This window comes from Methyloversatilis sp. RAC08 (genome assembly GCF_001713355.1).
Lineage (GTDB): Bacteria > Pseudomonadota > Gammaproteobacteria > Burkholderiales > Rhodocyclaceae > Methyloversatilis.
Genome location: NZ_CP016448.1, coordinates 1645842 through 1661965 on the forward strand (window position 1 = coordinate 1645842; position 16124 = coordinate 1661965).

The 16124-nt window shown below is 61.7% G+C and carries 20 protein-coding genes; 4 read left to right on the forward strand and 16 right to left on the reverse strand.

Annotated elements, in window-relative coordinates:
• Positions 1-63: 63 nt before the first annotated feature.
• Entirely contained in the window at positions 64-744 is a 681-nt protein-coding gene (locus tag BSY238_RS07580) for a hypothetical protein (protein ID WP_069038593.1), read from the forward strand.
• 18 nt (positions 745-762) lie between these two features.
• Here BSY238_RS07580 and BSY238_RS07585 read toward each other — a convergent pair whose 3' ends face one another.
• The 3 genes from BSY238_RS07585 to BSY238_RS07595 form a co-directional block, all read right to left on the reverse strand.
• On the reverse strand, positions 763-1599 hold the full coding sequence (locus BSY238_RS07585) for an alpha/beta hydrolase (protein ID WP_069038594.1): 837 nt from the start codon (positions 1597-1599) through the stop codon (positions 763-765).
• Between the two features lie 88 nt (positions 1600-1687).
• Positions 1688-4099, reverse strand: coding sequence for a putative bifunctional diguanylate cyclase/phosphodiesterase (locus tag BSY238_RS07590; RefSeq protein ID WP_223300312.1), 2412 nt, complete (start codon positions 4097-4099; stop codon positions 1688-1690).
• A 10-nt stretch (positions 4100-4109) separates the two neighbouring features.
• Positions 4110-4709, reverse strand: a complete 600-nt coding sequence (locus tag BSY238_RS07595) for a methylamine utilization protein (RefSeq protein ID WP_069038595.1) — start codon at positions 4707-4709, stop codon at positions 4110-4112.
• Positions 4710-5057: 348 nt separating this feature from the next.
• On the opposite strand from BSY238_RS07595, the gene BSY238_RS07600 reads away from it, so the two are divergent.
• Positions 5058-5948 carry a DUF4394 domain-containing protein gene (locus tag BSY238_RS07600; RefSeq protein ID WP_069038596.1) on the forward strand — a complete coding sequence of 297 codons (891 nt, stop codon included), beginning with the start codon at positions 5058-5060 and terminating at the stop codon, positions 5946-5948.
• A gap of 110 nt (positions 5949-6058) precedes the next feature.
• On the opposite strand, the gene BSY238_RS18025 is transcribed toward BSY238_RS07600, so the two are convergent.
• The 13 genes from BSY238_RS18025 to BSY238_RS07660 form a co-directional block, all read right to left on the reverse strand.
• Complete coding sequence (locus tag BSY238_RS18025) at positions 6059-6682, reverse strand: lipo-like protein (RefSeq protein WP_236952614.1); 624 nt, start codon at positions 6680-6682, stop codon at positions 6059-6061.
• Positions 6683-7031: 349 nt separating this feature from the next.
• Positions 7032-7502: a transposase gene (locus tag BSY238_RS19045; protein ID WP_069038597.1), complete on the reverse strand. Its 471-nt coding sequence runs from the start codon at positions 7500-7502 to the stop codon at positions 7032-7034.
• Entirely contained in the window at positions 7489-7842 is a 354-nt protein-coding gene (locus BSY238_RS07610; protein ID WP_069038598.1) for a thioredoxin family protein, read from the reverse strand. The genes BSY238_RS19045 and BSY238_RS07610 overlap by 14 nt, the downstream gene beginning before the upstream one ends.
• Positions 7835-8365 (reverse strand): hypothetical protein, encoded by a 531-nt coding sequence (locus BSY238_RS07615; RefSeq protein WP_069038599.1) that lies wholly within the window; start codon positions 8363-8365, stop codon positions 7835-7837. Before BSY238_RS07615 ends, BSY238_RS07610 begins: the two co-directional genes overlap by 8 nt.
• Positions 8366-8426: 61 nt before the next feature.
• Positions 8427-8672, reverse strand: coding sequence for a nitrate/nitrite transporter NrtS (nrtS, locus tag BSY238_RS07620; RefSeq protein ID WP_083223963.1), 246 nt, complete (start codon positions 8670-8672; stop codon positions 8427-8429).
• 82 nt (positions 8673-8754) lie between these two features.
• Positions 8755-9156 (reverse strand): carboxymuconolactone decarboxylase family protein, encoded by a 402-nt coding sequence (locus BSY238_RS07625; protein WP_069038600.1) that lies wholly within the window; start codon positions 9154-9156, stop codon positions 8755-8757.
• A gap of 30 nt (positions 9157-9186) precedes the next feature.
• Positions 9187-9792: a cysteine hydrolase family protein gene (locus BSY238_RS07630; RefSeq protein ID WP_069038601.1), complete on the reverse strand. Its 606-nt coding sequence runs from the start codon at positions 9790-9792 to the stop codon at positions 9187-9189.
• An 82-nt stretch (positions 9793-9874) separates the two neighbouring features.
• The gene (locus BSY238_RS07635; protein WP_069038602.1) at positions 9875-10450 is read right to left on the reverse strand and encodes a carboxymuconolactone decarboxylase family protein; all 576 of its coding nucleotides are present in this window, start codon (positions 10448-10450) and stop codon (positions 9875-9877) included.
• Between the two features lie 46 nt (positions 10451-10496).
• Positions 10497-10718 (reverse strand): tautomerase family protein, encoded by a 222-nt coding sequence (locus BSY238_RS07640; protein WP_069038603.1) that lies wholly within the window; start codon positions 10716-10718, stop codon positions 10497-10499.
• 66 nt (positions 10719-10784) lie between these two features.
• Positions 10785-11372, reverse strand: a complete 588-nt coding sequence (locus BSY238_RS07645) for a TetR/AcrR family transcriptional regulator (RefSeq protein ID WP_083223964.1) — start codon at positions 11370-11372, stop codon at positions 10785-10787.
• 58 nt (positions 11373-11430) lie between these two features.
• Positions 11431-11871, reverse strand: coding sequence for a PAS domain-containing protein (locus BSY238_RS07650; RefSeq protein ID WP_069038605.1), 441 nt, complete (start codon positions 11869-11871; stop codon positions 11431-11433).
• Complete coding sequence (locus tag BSY238_RS07655; protein ID WP_150123901.1) at positions 11868-12593, reverse strand: PAS domain-containing protein; 726 nt, start codon at positions 12591-12593, stop codon at positions 11868-11870. Before BSY238_RS07655 ends, BSY238_RS07650 begins: the two co-directional genes overlap by 4 nt.
• Positions 12594-12821: 228 nt before the next feature.
• Positions 12822-13151, reverse strand: coding sequence for a hypothetical protein (locus BSY238_RS07660; RefSeq protein WP_069038607.1), 330 nt, complete (start codon positions 13149-13151; stop codon positions 12822-12824).
• Positions 13152-13544: 393 nt separating this feature from the next.
• Here BSY238_RS07660 and BSY238_RS18030 point away from each other — a divergent pair, with 393 nt between their 5' ends.
• Together BSY238_RS18030 and BSY238_RS07675 are read left to right on the forward strand one after the other, a co-directional pair.
• A complete protein-coding gene (locus BSY238_RS18030) occupies positions 13545-14474 on the forward strand; it encodes an HD-GYP domain-containing protein (protein WP_083223965.1) in 930 nt (309 codons plus the stop codon).
• Between the two features lie 106 nt (positions 14475-14580).
• On the forward strand, positions 14581-16110 hold the full coding sequence (locus tag BSY238_RS07675) for an IS3 family transposase (RefSeq protein ID WP_069038610.1): 1530 nt from the start codon (positions 14581-14583) through the stop codon (positions 16108-16110).
• The last annotated feature ends 14 nt before the right edge of the window (positions 16111-16124 follow it).

Consider the following 16124-nt stretch of genomic DNA (forward strand, 5'->3'; position numbering starts at 1 on the left):
CGCCGTCTCGTTGAACTACGCTGAAGAGGTCTGACCTCCTCCCCACAGGTGCATCTCGCTGCCATGTTCCGTTGCTGCATCCTGCTGGCTTCGCTGAGCGCCATTTCCCTCACGCAAACCGTTGCTGCCGCGGATGCGGCCAGCGGCGCGAATCAGCGCATCGTCGATGCAGCACTTGCACGCTGGTCTACCGGTCCGCAGGCAGGCTGGCTGTCGCGCATCCTGCCGCCGTCGATGACGGCCGCTGCGCTGCCCGAACCGGATTCACCCGCTGCGACACTGATGGCGCGTTACTGCGTTCAGTGCCACCACCTGCCGAGCCCGGCGATGCATCACCCCGACAAATGGCCGAAAATCGTCGACCGGATGGTGGTGCGCATGCGGGGCAGCGGAAACCGTGGCGCGCTGATGAAGCACATGATGGGCGGCGCCGCCGCGCCGGACGAGGAAGAAGTACACATGCTCATCGGCTACCTGAGACGTAATGCACAGAAGCCGATTGATGTGGCGCGCTACCCGGACCTCGATACGCGCGGGCGCAGCTTCCGCGACGCCTGCGACCAGTGCCACGTACTGCCGGAACCGTCGAGCCGGCCGGCCCGGGAGTGGCGTCGAGTGGTGCAGCGCATGGAGGACAACATGTCCTGGATGAACCGGATCGTCGGCTCGGCGCCGCAGCGGGGCGAACCCCAACTGCGGCGGCGGGACATTCTCGGCTATCTGGAAAGCAAGGCCGGGCGCTGACAGGCACCCGACAGGCGCTCAGACGACGCCGGCCCCCTGCGACTGGCCGCGCGCGCTGCGGCAGGCCATCGGCAGCCAGTCGCGCACGCACTGGGCCACCTTGCGCCAGTCAGCTTCCAGCATCATGCCGTGCCCCATGCCGGGAAAGATGCGCGCCTCGACATCGAGTGCGCGGGCGGTCATTTCGGTCAACGAGGGCGGAATGATGGGATCGCACTCGGCGCCAAGCACCAGCAGCGGCGCACGGCGCATGCGTGACGGCTGCGGCAGGTCGAACAGTGTCATGTCCCAGATCACGCGCGCAGATTCCGGCTGCACGCGACGCGCCATCTGCTGCAGGCGTTCCATCGACACCGGCTGGGCGAACAGGGCTTCGCGCAGCGCCTCGGGCGACGTGCCGCCGCCGGTCAGCAGGGTGTTCAGTTCGGACATCAGGTCGGGCTTGCGCAGCGCCAGACCGACCGCTGATGCCCACAAACCCTGTGGCGGCACCGACGCCATCAGCACGGCGCCGGACACCTGTCTCACTTCCATACACTTCTGCACCACCATGCCGCCCATCGAATGCCCGATCAGGATCGGCGGCACGTCGCAGGCGTCGATGAGTTCGAGCACGTCGCGCACGTAGTCGTCGAGGCTCAGCAGATCGAGAAATTCGCGCCCCGGACTGCCGCCGTGACCGGACAGCGACAAGGCGGTCGCCTCGAAGCCGGCGTCGGCGAAGTAAGGCAGGAAATGCTCGTCCCAGCACCAGGCTGCCGTGTAGGCGCCGTGGACGAACAGCAGGGGTGTTGCGTGGGTCGCCGCAGCCGGTCTTCGCGTGATGACTTCCAGCGGACCTTGGCGCTTGATCATGTTTCAGTGCTCCGATGGTTTCGAGACACTTTAACTGCAAGCAGGTATCGGGCCCGGACACGCATTGTCGAAAGCGTCACGCGGACCATCACAAAGCGTCTGCGTGTTCAGGTTCCGCAACGGCCTCGTCATTGTCTGCGCAGGTGCCCGGTTCGGCGACCGAAATGAGCGCCCAGTGCGACTCCCGGAACCATTTCTCAAGCGCTTCCACCGGAATCGGCTTGCTGATCAGATAGCCCTGAGCCAGATCGCAGCCGAGTTCGCGCAGCCGTTCCAGCACGGCTTCGGTCTCGACACCTTCGGCCGTCACCTTCAGACCCATGTTGTGGGCCAGTTCGATTGTCGAACGTACGATGATTTCGTCGTTCGGATTTTCGACCAGGTTCATCACGAAGCTGCGGTCGATCTTCATTTCGCTGACCGGCATCTGCTTCAGGTAGGACAGCGACGAATAGCCCGTGCCGTAGTCGTCGATCGACAGCATGCAACCGGTGTCACGCAGCGCCTGCAGATTGGCCAGCGCACGCAGCGGATCGTCGAGCACCGCGCTTTCGGTGATTTCCAGCGTGATCAGGCGCGATTCGCAACCGTGGCGCTGCAGCATTTCGATGAAGCTGGCCGGCAGGTCGGGGTTGAGCAGGTCGCGCGCCGATATGTTAAGCGACACATTCACTTCGATGCCGGCACGCAGCCACAGGCCGCACTGGCGGATCGCCGCATTCATGACCCACAGCGTGATCGCCTTGATGTAGCCGGTCTGTTCCGCGAACGGGATGAAGTCGAACGGCGGAATGAAGCCGCGTGTCGGATGGATCCAGCGCACCAGGGCTTCGACGTGATGCTGGCGGCCCGGCACCAGCGCAACCTTGGGCTGGTAGTACAGCACCAGTTCATCGTGCTCGACGGCCGCCCGAAGTTCGGTCAGCAACGACAGCCGCTCGACGTTGCGTTCGTGGTGGCGCGGGTCGTAGATGGCCGCGCCGCTGTTCTGACGCTTGGCCTGGTACATCGCGACGTCGGCGTGGCGCATGAGCGCCTGCACATCGTCGCCGTGCTCGGGAAACGACGAAATGCCCATGCTGGCGCTGACGTCCACCATCTGACCTTCAAGGCTCATCGGCTGGTCAAGCGCTTCGGCGATCCGCATCGCCACCCCGTAGGCCTTCTGCGCATCGGCGCCCGGCAGCAGCACGGCGAATTCGTCGCCGCCGAGGCGTGCCACCTGATCGCGCACATCGCGCAGCGTGTCGCGCAGACGCTTGCCCACCTCGACCAGCAGCAGGTCGCCCAGACCGTGGCCGAGTGCGTCATTCACCATCTTGAAGCGATCCATGTCGAGCGTCAGCACGGCCAGCGCGCCGCCGTGCGTCTTCGCATCGCGCACACCATCGGTCAGCCGCTCGACGAAGTAGGCGCGGTTGGGCAGGCCGGTCAGCGTGTCACGGTAGGCCAGTTCTGAGATGCGCGCCTCGCGCGTAGATATGGCTTCGGTCATGTGCGAGAAGGCATCGGCCAGCTGGCCGATTTCATCACGCCGGTCCATCACCGGCGGCACGCCATACTCGCCCTTGCCGACGCGGCGCGCGAACTGCGCCAGCCGGGCAACCGGCGACGCGATCGATCTCCCGAGCAGTGCGCTGGCCACCAGCGCAAACAGCATGCCGGCGAGCGACAGCTGCAGCCAGTTGTCGTACAGGCGCTGCCACGGTTCAAGCGCGCGATCGAGCGACAGCTGCAGCACGACCGTGATGTGCTGCAGCGAGCCCGCTTCGATGATCTTGGGCCGGCTTGCGTAGTCCGTGCCGCCGAGCGACAGCATTTCAGGCAGCGCCCCGCGGTGGCTGCGGAAGGCAGCCAGCAGTCCCGGCTGCAGCGCATCGGTGAGCGAACTGGCCGCCAGCACCCATTGTTCGCCCTCGACCCGGCTCAGGAAGCTCAGATCGAGGCCGGACACTCGCTTGAGGTCCTGCACGAAGGGCTGATCGACAATGAATGCAGTCACGACATAGGCGACCGGCAGCGGCGCGAGTACCGGCACCACCACGACCTGGTACAGCGTGCCGTCGATGATGACCAGACCGCTGCCCGATCCGCCGTTGCGTGCATTGTCGATCAGACCGTGCAGCTGCGGTGCGACACCCTGCGCCTCGTCCGGGTACACCGCGGTGACGCTTTCGTCGAGGTCGAGCAGCATCATCAGGCTGGCTTCGATGCGTTCGCCGTGGTTGTCGAGTGCCGACACGATGGTGTCGTTGTCACGACTGGTCAGCGCCTCGCGGAAGCCGTAATCGGCGGCCAGCACACGGGCGGCCTGGGTCAGCTGGCTGGCGCGCTGTTCGAGCAGACGTGACAGCACCCGATCGGCCGTCTGCAATTCGGCACGCACATCATCGAGCGCGCTGGCGCGACCGAGCTGGCCGAACATCAGCAGACCGCCCGCCTGCACCAGCAGCAGGAGCAGTGCGCAACAGGCGGCGATACGCCATTTGAGGCTGTTCATTCGCATTGCGTCAGGGCTTCAGATCGACCGTCACCGACTCGGTCAGGTCGGCACTCACCGTGATCGGACGGGGCGGCAAGTCAGACATGCCGAGGCGACGCGGATGCCAGGTCTGGAGCATGTAGTCACCGGGCGGCAGGTCCGTGATCTTCGCGCTGCCGTCGTCCCCCGTCACGGCAAACCACGGGGTGTCGACCACCATGATGTAAGCGACCATCTTGTCGTGGATGTTGCAGCCCAGCACGACGACACCCGGCTTGTCGAAAACGACCGGCTTGGCCGGCGTGCCGGCGTACAGCTTCAGTTCGAATACCTTGGACGCCGAAAAGGAATACACGTGATGGCGCACCGTGTCGTTGTTCGGAAAATCGACTGCGGCGCCGGTCTGCACCACACTGACCAGGGGCACGAAAGTCTTCCTGACCTGTTCGATGCTGGCCGTGCGCGGTGGCGGCAGCGCGACCTTGCCCACCGGCAACAGGGTCAGCACGACGTTGTCGAGCGTGCGTCCCGACGTTTCACTGGTCTTGAAGGTGACGGTGGCGGCCTGCGCGGACACCGTCAGCAGCACTGCGGCAAGCCCCGCCGCGCGCGCCATCCGTGCTGCCATGCAAGCTTGCTTCCGCACCCTTCGAACGCGCACGATCCCACCACTCACGAACTGTCGATGTTCCCGCTAACGGCCGCAGGACGTCACTCTTTAGGGATGCCCCTGCACATCCGGTGTCCACACTGGGTGACGTCGGACCGTCAGAAACCGACAAACCGGATGCCACGACGCATCGCGCAGCGATTGCAACACCTTGCATGAATTTTCTGACTGGCAATTGATGAGTGCGCTAAAGACAACGTCGAATCAACCGTAACCCTTCATGGACTGCGTCCGCGCGCCAGAAGACGTGAGCAACCCGCAGGCGCGAGGCGGTCAGGCCCCCTTCCTACAATCAAGGACACTCCCATGCAGAATGCCGCCCGTCGTCCCCTGCTGACGCTTGCCTCGACCGCCTGCCTGCTCGCCGCCTGTGCCGGCACACCAGAGATCGAAGGACCGCCACGCAAGGAAACCGTGTTTGCGGTGACCCAGTCGCACCACCTGATCAGCTTCAACGCCGGCCAGCCGGGCAAGCTCTTGTCCGAGGTCGCCCTGAGCGGGCTGGACAGCGGCGAACAGCTGCTGGGCATCGATTACCGGGTCGCCCGCGGCGTCATGTTTGCGCTCGGCAGCAGCGGCCGGATCTTCACGGTCGATGTCGCACATGGCCAGCTCAAGCCGGTCGGCAGTGCGAAATTCGCCGCGCCGCTGAACGGTCAGCAGTTCGGTTTCGACTTCAATCCGGCCGCCGACCGCATCCGCATCGTGTCGGACACGCGGCAGAACCTGCGTGCCCATCCCGATACCGGCGTCCTGGTCGACGCCTCACCCGACATCGCCGGCCTGCAGCCCGACGGCACGCTGACCTACGCCGAAGGCGACGTCAGCGCCGCCGTAACGCCGAAGGTCGTCGCCGCCGGCTACACGTACAACCAGGAAGACGAAAAGCTCACGACCAATTTCGCGATCGACGCCGCCACCGGCGCACTGGTGCGCCAGGGATCGGTGGAAGGCGTGAAGCCGGTGGTGTCTCCGAACACCGGCAAGCTGTTCACGGTCGGATCGCTCGGCATCGCCGGCCTGGCCGACGCGCACTTCGACATCGCCGACGTCAGCAACGACGCCTACGCCGCAGTCAGCACGGCGCAGGACGCCACGCCGCAGTTCTACCTGATCGACCTGAAAACCGGCGCGGCCACGCGTCTGGGCAAAGTCGGCAAGGGCGAGCCGCTGCGCGGCATCGCGATCGAGCCCTGACGGTTGCCTCGCAGACACGGCCGTCACGCGAATCCGCACCCCCGTCCACGAACTGGGACTGATCAATTTGTTCCTGCGCTGAACCGCTGGTTCGCAATACACGGCGCCTTTCAGTCTCCAACCCAGTTCAACTCGTGGTAGTCGAACCCGGCAATAAGACTGGGTTTGACGACCTCAAAATACGGCGACACATCGAAGTCCCTGGGCGAATACAAACTGTGGTGACGCACCCGAAGCACCTCTTCGACACAACCCGGGCAATCCGGCCGTCCGGTGCTCCCTATATCTATGCTGGGCAATATCGGGTAGCGAATTGACTCGAAGGCGAGGGCAATCAGCGTTGAGCAGATTGCTCTTGTCGGATCACCGCTTCCCAGCGACAACATCCTGCGGCGGAATCTCGCAGGTACTGGCGGAGTGGGCAGCAGGTAGCGTGCAAGATCGATGATGTTTCGCAGATCGTACTGATCGCCCAGGCGAGAGATCGCATATCCGGTGACTGCCCTACAATCCTGATCGTCGAGCCCGATTGGCCTGCAGACTCGGGTATGAAATTTCGCGAACGCATCTATCCCGATACTGCGCACACCTTCTACGGTATCTGCCTCGACGAAGCAGTGCCCGGAACCGGAGCTGATATCAGAGAGATGATCCCCGACAAAAAGCGCGGCATGTGACCAGGTTGACTGAGTCAGGTATTTGATGGCCGTGCTAACCCGACTTTGACCTTCCACCAGCAGTACATCTCCCGGTCGCAAGGTTGCGAGAAGTATGTCGCTCCGAGTCGGTGGAGCAGCACAATGCACATGGACTTCATGGGCAAGATACCGAGCGAGGCGCCTTCCAAACCAGCCAAGTACGGCTCCCATCTCAATGCTCTTCGCGTGAATTGATGCCGACTGTCGCCGGATTCGCAAGCACGGCAGGACAATCGACAAGGCATTGTAGGTGGCGAAAAGCTTGTATCTGGTGCTCTGCTCTACGCGCGCGGCGGATCATGACTTCGGGCATGAAGCGGTTCCCAGTTCGAATTGATGCCAATTGTCGGCATCTACGTAATGGACCGGCTCCCCTCCGTATTCATTACAAGGGGCAGACGGCTCCGATCAGTTGGCAATGACGGCCGCGGCCCGGGCCGCGCTGTATGCGAGAGCGCGGCGCTGCACGCTGGGCGTATGGCCGGTCGTCATGCCAGTCACCACCCTTGAATTCAGCGTTCCACCTGCTTTGCTCCGCTTCGACTGCCTGTGAAGGCTTGCTGAGGTATGTCGCAAGCTTCCTTAAGAGGTCCCGTTCATGCGTCACGCGACTGAGTTCGGCCTCAAGGCGTCGTATCTCATAGGAATGTCCTTCCACGAGTTCGCGCTGCGCTGCTGCCGCGAAGTAATCGGAAACCCAGGCGTACACGCTGCCAGGGCTGACACCTAGCAGCCCTGCAACCTTCGCAACGGGTTGTCCGTCATCGGTGACCCGCTTTACGGCTTGAGCCTTGAACTGATCACTGAAGCGCCTTTTCCTGACGGTACTCACCGTCTGCTCCTTAGCATTTTCCATCGTCGGACCGAGTGAAAGCTTCCATCAAGGCACGCACCCATTGGCCGCCTTCTTCCGAGCACCAGGCCTTGTCCTGGCGAGCATTCATCAAGGACTCGATCTGCCTCATATCCGGCTTCATCGGTCCGAAGAAGACCGGATCGGCGCCTCTGGCAATCGCGATGGTCGGAAACGTTTCCACTTCCAGGCTGCCAAGGCGATCCGCTTCGTCCTCGATATCGATCCAGTACAGCCCTACTTCTGGATTGGCCTGGACGAACGACTGGCAGGCGGGCTGGAAGGCACGGCAAACACCGCACCACTCGGCGCACAGCACAAAAACGGTCCACTCTTTAGCCATGGGGGAGCCACCCGGACGGCCAATGCACAAGGCAAAGCGGTGCGCACAGGGATTTCAGCTTCATTTGAAAGGCGTCCAGCACGTCTTCGGTGGCGGATGCGGGAACCCCGCCCACTGCGTCGAACGCGTCTCGGCGGACAAAGACGGCGACAGGCTTGGCACAGGGACTTTTGCCAGATGAGACGCCCCGCTTGATCCGATCCGCCAGCCGACCGAGAAGTCCTTGCGGTGGCGCTCGAAGACTGAGGACGCCCCAAGCCCGGCATTCGGTACCGATGACCTCGACAAGGTGCTGATCCGTAAAGGGCGGCAGTGCGGTGCCCGGCGAAAGAAACACCAGCAAATCCGCGCGTGACAGTGCGGCTGCCGCATTCATCTGCTGCGCAGTGGAGCCCATGGCGTAGCTCGCCTTGATTCGTGGTGGTGCGGTGTGCAGATTACCTGGAGGGTCCGCAGGGTCTGCGATCAGTACGACCTCGGTGCTGCAGGCCTTGCAGGGCAGACGCATCAGCGCACCCTGCATGTCGAGCCGCCCACCGGGCGAGGGTACGACGATGAAGGCGACACTCGCGGCGTCGCAGCGGTCATTTCTTTCGTGCCGCACTGCCAGCACCCAACCGAACTCGTGCCCCGCTGTAGCTCGATACGCAGAACGGGACCAGATAGTTCATCACAACGCTCCAGAAAGCCACGGTCTCGCCATGCCAGATGGCCGGGCCGTGATTCACCAGGTTCAGGAGGGTTCCGACCGCCGCGCTGACTTTGAGGGCGGTGATCAGAAGCTGTCGATCGCATGCGGATCGCAGGGCACTCAGAAACATGGTGTCCATTCGAAGTTATCCACGCGCCGCACGCGTATAGAAGGATCGTCCAGGTTAAGGGGTTTCGGTCGAACCGTTTGCGTTTTGGTCATCACAGATGCGATCGCACACCGATGTCCGGCTCTACCTGCAGGCCCTTGAGCATCTTGTTGAAGCCGCTGAACAGATCGACCACTGACATCAGTTCCACCAGCTCCGCCTCGCTGCTCCCCATCGCTCGCAGTGCGGCACTGTGGGCGTAGACGCAGTAATCGCAGCCGTTCACGGCCGACACTGCAGTGGCGATCATTTCCTTGGTCTTTCGGTCGATCAGACCCGGACCCATGACCACCTTCACCCGCTCCCAACTCACTCGAAGGTAGACGGGGTTGTGTGCAATGGCGCGAAAGAGCGCCGGCACATAGGGCATGTGAAGCGTGGCCCGGATGTCGGCGAAGATTTCAGCCACTTCCGGTGAGGCGCCGTGCTCGTCAATGAGACGGATGGTGGTCATGGGGTGTCCTTCGAAATCAGCAATACGGCGTCAGATAAGGGCGCTCTGGCCCAGAAATGCTTTGTGCGACACCGGCAGGCTGAACATCGGCCAGTTGTGCTCGACGGACATGCGGTACTGCTCCATGCCGATGGTCGCAGTCGCATCAGTCACGCTCAGCACCCGATAGCCCTTGTCGTAGGCCGAACGCATGGTCGACTCGATGCAAAGATGGGTGAGCTGGCCAGCCAGCACGATGGTCGTGATGCCCTTGGCGCGCAGCACCTGATCAAGGCGGGTGCCGCAGAAGGCGTCAATGCCCGATTTGTTCTCGATCATGATGTCGCTCGGGTGGCGATCGATCGAGTCGGCAATCTGTGCGCCCCACGTGCCGCGCTGGAATGCGCCAAGCGTTTTCACGACCTTGAGGATGCCGTAGGGGTCGGCGCCCATCTCCCGGTAGTCCTCCGAGAACTCAATCGGAGTATGGATGATGGGCATGCCAAGTTCCCGTGCGCCACGGATGAGCGCATTGAGATTCGACACGACGTTGTTTTCTTCCAGAACAGTCTTGAGCAGCGGATACGCCTTGCCTTCAGGTGCCAGGAAGTCGTTCTGCAGTTCCATCAGCACCAGCGCAGTTTTCGGGGTTGCCATCAGTCATCTCCAGCTTTGGTCATAAGGTGATGCAAAAGAGGCAGGGAGCGCCGGCCCGGTGCCGGGCGACTCCCTGAAAGCGTCAAGCTCCGCAGGTCCAGCGGTGGCCTTCGAACATCGGATCAAGCTGGGTGTGGAACAGGTGATTGGCGTAGTTGCTGAGCGTCTTCACCGACAGCGCGAGCACGATTTCCAGGATGTGCCGATCGGTGTAGCCCGCCGCATGGAACGCTGCGACGGCTTCCTTCGAGGGCAGGCCGCGCTTGTTCACCATCGTGCTGGTAAAAGCTGCCAGTGCAGCAAGTTTTGCGTCCGGAATCGGCGCGCCAGACCGGATCGCAGCCAGCGAGTCGGCGGCGAGGCCCGACATCTTTTCGGCGATCATGGAGTGGGCGCCCATGCAGTATTCGCATCCGTTTTCCCGGCTGATGACCAGGAAGACCGTCTCCTGCTCGGGACCGGTGAAGCCCGAGTCCTTGCGGAATGCCGCGTAGCCATCGAGATAGGTATTGAGCAGGCCCGGTGAATTGACCATCAGGGCGTACATGTTCGGGATGAAGCCGACTTGCGCGAATGCCTTTTCAAGCACTGCCTTGCGGGCCGGGTCAGCCGTTTCGATCGACTGCGCGGGCAGATCCAGTTTGTGTTCGGCGAGCATGGGGTTTCCTTTCGATTGAGGGATGAAGTGAATAGCGAGTGGGCGCTCAGGACGAGCGGCCGGTCATCTGACGGAGGTCTTCGGTGTAGACCGGTTGGCCGCCCACACCCCACGCGCCGGACGGCACGTCCTCGATGAGCACCCAAGTCACCGGGCGCAGCGCCTCGCCTTCGACCGACAGCACGGCTTCGGTCACCTTGCTGATGATTTCCTGCTTCTGTTCCAGCGACAGATAGCCGCTAACGCCCTTGATCTGTACGAGTGGCATGGTTTGCTTCCTTTCGATTCGTGAGTTAATTTAAGGACTGATCGGTCCATAATTGGGCAAAAAAAATCACTTCAGCGCACTCAGTGCAACCTCGGCGACATCCTCCACAGTCCCGGCACTTGCCCCTGCCTTGACCATGGCCTTCATGCCTGCCAGCAGCGCCAGCAGAAACTGCGACAAAGTCTTCGGGTCCTTCTGCTTGCCAACGCTTCCTTCCTTCTGCGCTCGCTTCACCGCACGTTCGAGTATTGCCATGAACGCGCACGTGCCTTGCTGAACCAGCGTTGCAACCGACGGATCCCGGCCAGCCAACTCGGTTGCCGTATTCATGATCAGGCAGCCTTTGGAGGGCTCTGTCGTGCGGACCTCGTCGGCAAGCGACACCAGAAAGAACCGCAGGAACGCCATGCCCGATTGAGCACTGTCCAGTGCCACGGTCATCCGCTCGACCTGCTGCTCCCGAAACCGCACCAGGCAAGCCTCGAACAGTTGATGCTTGCTTCCGAAAGCCTGATAGAAGCTACTCTTGGAGATGCGCATGGCCGAGATCAGGTCCTGCAGTGAGGACGCCTCATACCCTTTGGCCCAGAACACCTCCATGGCTGCCTGCAAAGCTACTTCGGGATCGAATTCGAGAGGACGTCCTTGGCTCATGACTCAATTATGGACCTATCGGTTCATAAGTCAACGGTGACGTAGGGATCGTGCTGCCTCATCCCCCTCCGAGCACCGGTCTCCCTTCCTTGCTGTGAGCCTCTGCCCAGGCAGTCTTGTGATTCAAGACCCCGGACGCGCGAGCGTACAAAACGCACTGGTCCAGTGACACCCCACGATCCATCGCCGTCAAGGTTCCGACCACCCGCAGCAGAACGCCGGCGGTCGAGCGCTTCGCCACATGGGTGGCGCGAAACAGCCGGAAGTGCTCGTCGGCGCAGCGCAATCGATATTCGACGTTCGAGGTGATCTCACCGCTCTGGAGGTCTCGAATGCTCGATAGCGCACGCGCTTTGTCCTCCGGGTGCAATCGAGATACCCAGCTCTCAACGGAGGCGGGAAACTCGACCTCGGTTTGATATCCGAGCAGTTTCCTGAATTGGGGTGACCACTCGACCCAGTTCAGGACAGATAGTGGATCCCCCTGATGGACTCTCATGTCCCAGCTGCCTTGGGTGACGAGGACATTTGTCGCATCGAAACGCGCCGGGGCATTTCGAACCCGAAACCTTTTTTTGCCAGCTGCTCGACGTCTTCGATCGCTCCCATCAGCAAGGCGGGCCTGCCGGCCGCGTCGAGCGCCAGCGCGACCCGGCTCCGATACGCACGATAGACACCATCCTTCCCAGCCAGTCGCAGGCGGGTGTCCGGCCATACGCCTTCCCATTCTCCGCTGCACTGGATGGTCAGCAACTCCAGGGCAACGCGCCGGTCATCGGGGTGAATTTGGGCAATCCAGCTCCCCAGTACGTCGGGGAAATCCTCCCGTCCGGAAAAGCCGAGCATCCGACGAAGTGCGTCTGACCACTGAACCGGGTGCGACGTATCCAGCAAGGCGCCTTGAGCGGGGTTCATCGACCAGATTGCAGCGCTGACGACACTTTCAAGAAGCGATGCACGCGCGCTGATCGATTCCACGATGCCGACGAGCTCGTTGAGTTGATTCATGGCATTGCGGAGCAGAGCCTGGTCCGCTGCCTGCGCTTCCTCGAAAATGCCCACCCGTGCACGCAGCCGCAGCAGGCCTTCACGCAGCGAGAGCAGCACATGCCGCTCTGCACTTGTTCCGCGCGCGGGGACCTCGTACTCATCGTCCTTGAGCAGACAGTCGGCGAACCGACTCACCTCGATCCAGAAGCGCCTGCGAGCGAAAACGTCCACGCATTCCTCCAATCGACAGGATTTTCACGGGTTCGACCTGAGCCAACGCCTCGATGAATGATGCTCAAGCCTGAGGCGTTGCGCAAAACAGGCGGCCACCGCGCGTCTCGAGCTGCAAGCAGATCGTCTCGCAAGGCGACAAAGCGGTGTCGTCTGCGCGGGTTTTACAGCGGAACGTCTCCCGTGGTCTGGCGGAAACGCCGGCCACGGGAGTGTTGTCACACATGATTACGACGCAATCGCCGGTTGATCAATGTTGCAGGTGATCGTACGCAGGTACGCCGGATCGTAGGCTGACTCATGATTGATGACGGGTCCGGCCGGACTCGTGGCTGCCGGCGTTCTCGAGAGTGCGCGCAGGTATGCCGGATCGTAAAGAGCGCCTTGAACCACTCGCGTGCGCTGGGCGTCGGCAGGCCCCGAGCCGATGGCCTCGTTGGCCACCTGATCGATATAGCCCGGCTCATACATTGACTCGTGAGCCGCGCCGCCCGCGGCTTGCGTTGCGCCGGAGATCGACAGGCCGATCAGGAGCATCAGGGTGGAGAGCTTGTTCATTTGACTGTCCTTTCAGGAAGATGGGGGTCGTTCCCCGGTGTCGCCCCGAAGAAGGGAGGCGCGGAATGCGCTTTCGACGTCTTCCCTATTGCACCGTCCGTGCCAGATCAGTGTGAAATTCAACTTTCCTTTATATTCATATACTTAAACCCTTCCCGCATCCCTGAAGCCCTCTCTTCAGCCCTCGGAATATCGCGGTCCCGCGAAATATCGAGGCTCCACAGCGCCGCGAGGGCTCGCGATCCTTGTCGCGGTGAGCTTTCGCAAGTTGGATCGGTCTTCTCATTGTCGGGTATCGCAATGGCGAGTGGGCAAGCACTTGATCGACGTTGCTTCACGCTGTCTCGATGCAATGCGCCTGCCATAACAAGGACAAAGAATGAGGAGTAACGCATGCAAGCAGAGACTGAAGTCCTCTCCGTGCCCGGCTCATCGGCAAGAGACGAGACGCCAAGCCCTGCCGGCGCTCTGCTCGCCAGCCTGCTCACGATGGCATGGTTCGTGGAGGCCAGAGATCCTTATACGGGCGGCCATTTATGGCGCGTATCGCGACTCAGTCACTTTCTCGCCGACCGAGCCGGATTCAATGCCTCCGAAAGTGCGCGCATTGCGCTCGGTGGCTTCCTGCACGACCTGGGAAAAATCGGAGTGCCTGATGCGGTGCTTCGCAAGCCGGGTCGCCTGACTGATGACGAGTTCGCCCACATCAAGACTCACCCCGACATCGGCCTTCGACTCCTCGCCGGCCACCCTTTGGCGCCTCTGGTCAAGGCGGCTGTTCATTGCCATCACGAACGCCCGGACGGAAAAGGCTATCCGCAAGGTCTGGCTGCTTCATCAATTCCGGAGGCGGCACGCATCGTCGGGATATGCGATGCATTCGACGCCATGACAAGCCACCGTCCCTACCGCCCGGGCATGCCTCGCAACACCGCACTTTCGATCCTGAATTCCGAGCGAGGAACGCAGTTCGACGCGTACCTCACAGGCTTGTTCATCGAACTGGGAGACGCCGGATTCCTTGATCATGTCATCCGCCACAGCGATGAGGGCATACCGCTTCAGGATTGCCCGATGTGCGGGCCAACGCTTGCACTTCAGGGTGCGGACAAAAGCGGTGATAGGGTCTATTGCCGCAACTGCGCGGGTGAGTTCGAGTTGATCGAATCCGGCCACGCACTCGTCGCACAGCCAACAGGACGTAAAGGTGGCCCACAACAGCTGCAAGCGCGAGCAGACCCGGATCTGATCCGAAGAACAGTGGAGAGCATCGTTGAAGTATTACCCTCAGGCTTAATCGCGCACGCCGACCTGGCCCCTTAGCCAGCCGACTCCCAGTGCTACGTGAATTCGACAGGCTGTTGATTTCCAAGTAAAACTGACCCAGGGGGTGGTGGACGAATTCTTGGACTACCTTGGAGGGTAGTTCATGTATTCAAACGAGGACTGGCTTCGGGCCGTGCAGCTCTACATCAAGCTGGGCAAGCGGGTCGGCTTGACCATTCGTCAGCTCGGCTACCCGACGAAGAACGCGCTCAAGAGCTGGTATCGCGAATACGAGCAGAGACTCGACTTGCGCGCCGGCTACGTTCGCCCGCCGAGATACTCGCAGGCGCACAAGGAGAGAGCCGTCGAGCACTACCTGGAGCGCGGCCGCTGCATCGCGGCCACGATTAAGGCGCTGGGCTATCCCTCGAGGTCGTTGCTCTCTGCATGGCTCCAAGAAATGCATCCGCACAGTCGCACGCGCGCCGTTGGTCGATCCCCGGCGCTGACGCCTGAAGCGAAGCAGTCCGCTGTCATCGCCTTGTGTATGCGACCAGCAAGCGCACAGGCTGTGGCTGATGATCTAGGCGTGTCTCGGGGATCACTGTACAAGTGGGCGAATCAGTTACTCGGCCGCGAAGCATCCGCACCCATGAAGCACCAGCAAGAAGCCCCGGCAGATTCTGATCGCACCGAACTGCAACAGCAGCTTGAGACGCTTCAGCGAGACATCAGGCGCCTGCAGCTCGAGAAGGACGTGCTGAAGAAGGCGAACGAACTCCTAAAAAAAGAACTGGGCATCGACCGGCAGCACCTGACGAATCGGGAGAAGACGCAGCTGGTTGATGCCCTGAAACAGGCCTACACGCTGTCTGAACTGCTCTGCGAAGTAGGCTTGCCACGCAGTTCCTACTTCTACCATCGGGCCCGCCTCCGGGTGGCCGACAAGTACGCCGAGGTACGTCAGTCCATGACGGACATCTTCGAGCGCAACTACCGCTGCTACGGATACCGGCGTATCAAGGCCTCCTTGAGCGTTCAGTCCGTCAACATCTCGGAGAAGGTCGTGCGGCGCCTGATGAAGCAAGAGTGCCTGGTTCCCGCGACGAGCAAGCGTCGTCGATACGGCTCGTACATGGGCGAGATCAGTCCGGCACCCGAGAACCTGCTCAACCGCGACTTCAGCGCCGGTGCACCGAACGAGAAGTGGCTGACCGACATCACCGAGTTCCAGATCCCGGCGGGCAAGGTGTATCTGTCGCCAATGATCGATTGCTTCGATGACATGGTCGTCAGTTGGTCCATCGGCACGCGACCGGACGCCGAATTGGTCAACACGATGCTGGACGCTGCCATCGAAAAGGTTGCTGCCAGCGACGATCGCCCTCTGGTGCATTCGGATCGTGGCGGCCACTATCGGTGGCCAGGCTGGCTGAGCCGGATCGCTGAGGCGAAGCTGGTTCGCTCTATGTCGAGAAAGGGGTGCTCGCCAGACAACGCCACATGCGAGGGCTTCTTCGGTCGTATGAAGACCGAAATGTTCTTCCAGCGCGATTGGTTATCGACGACCATCAACGAGTTCGTTGTGGCCTTGGACGCCTACATCCGTTGGTACAACGAAGCGCGGATCAAGATTTCACTCGGCGGCCTTAGCCCCGTCGGATACCGCAGGAGCCTGGGGATCGCGGCTTAATCCGTCCAAGAATT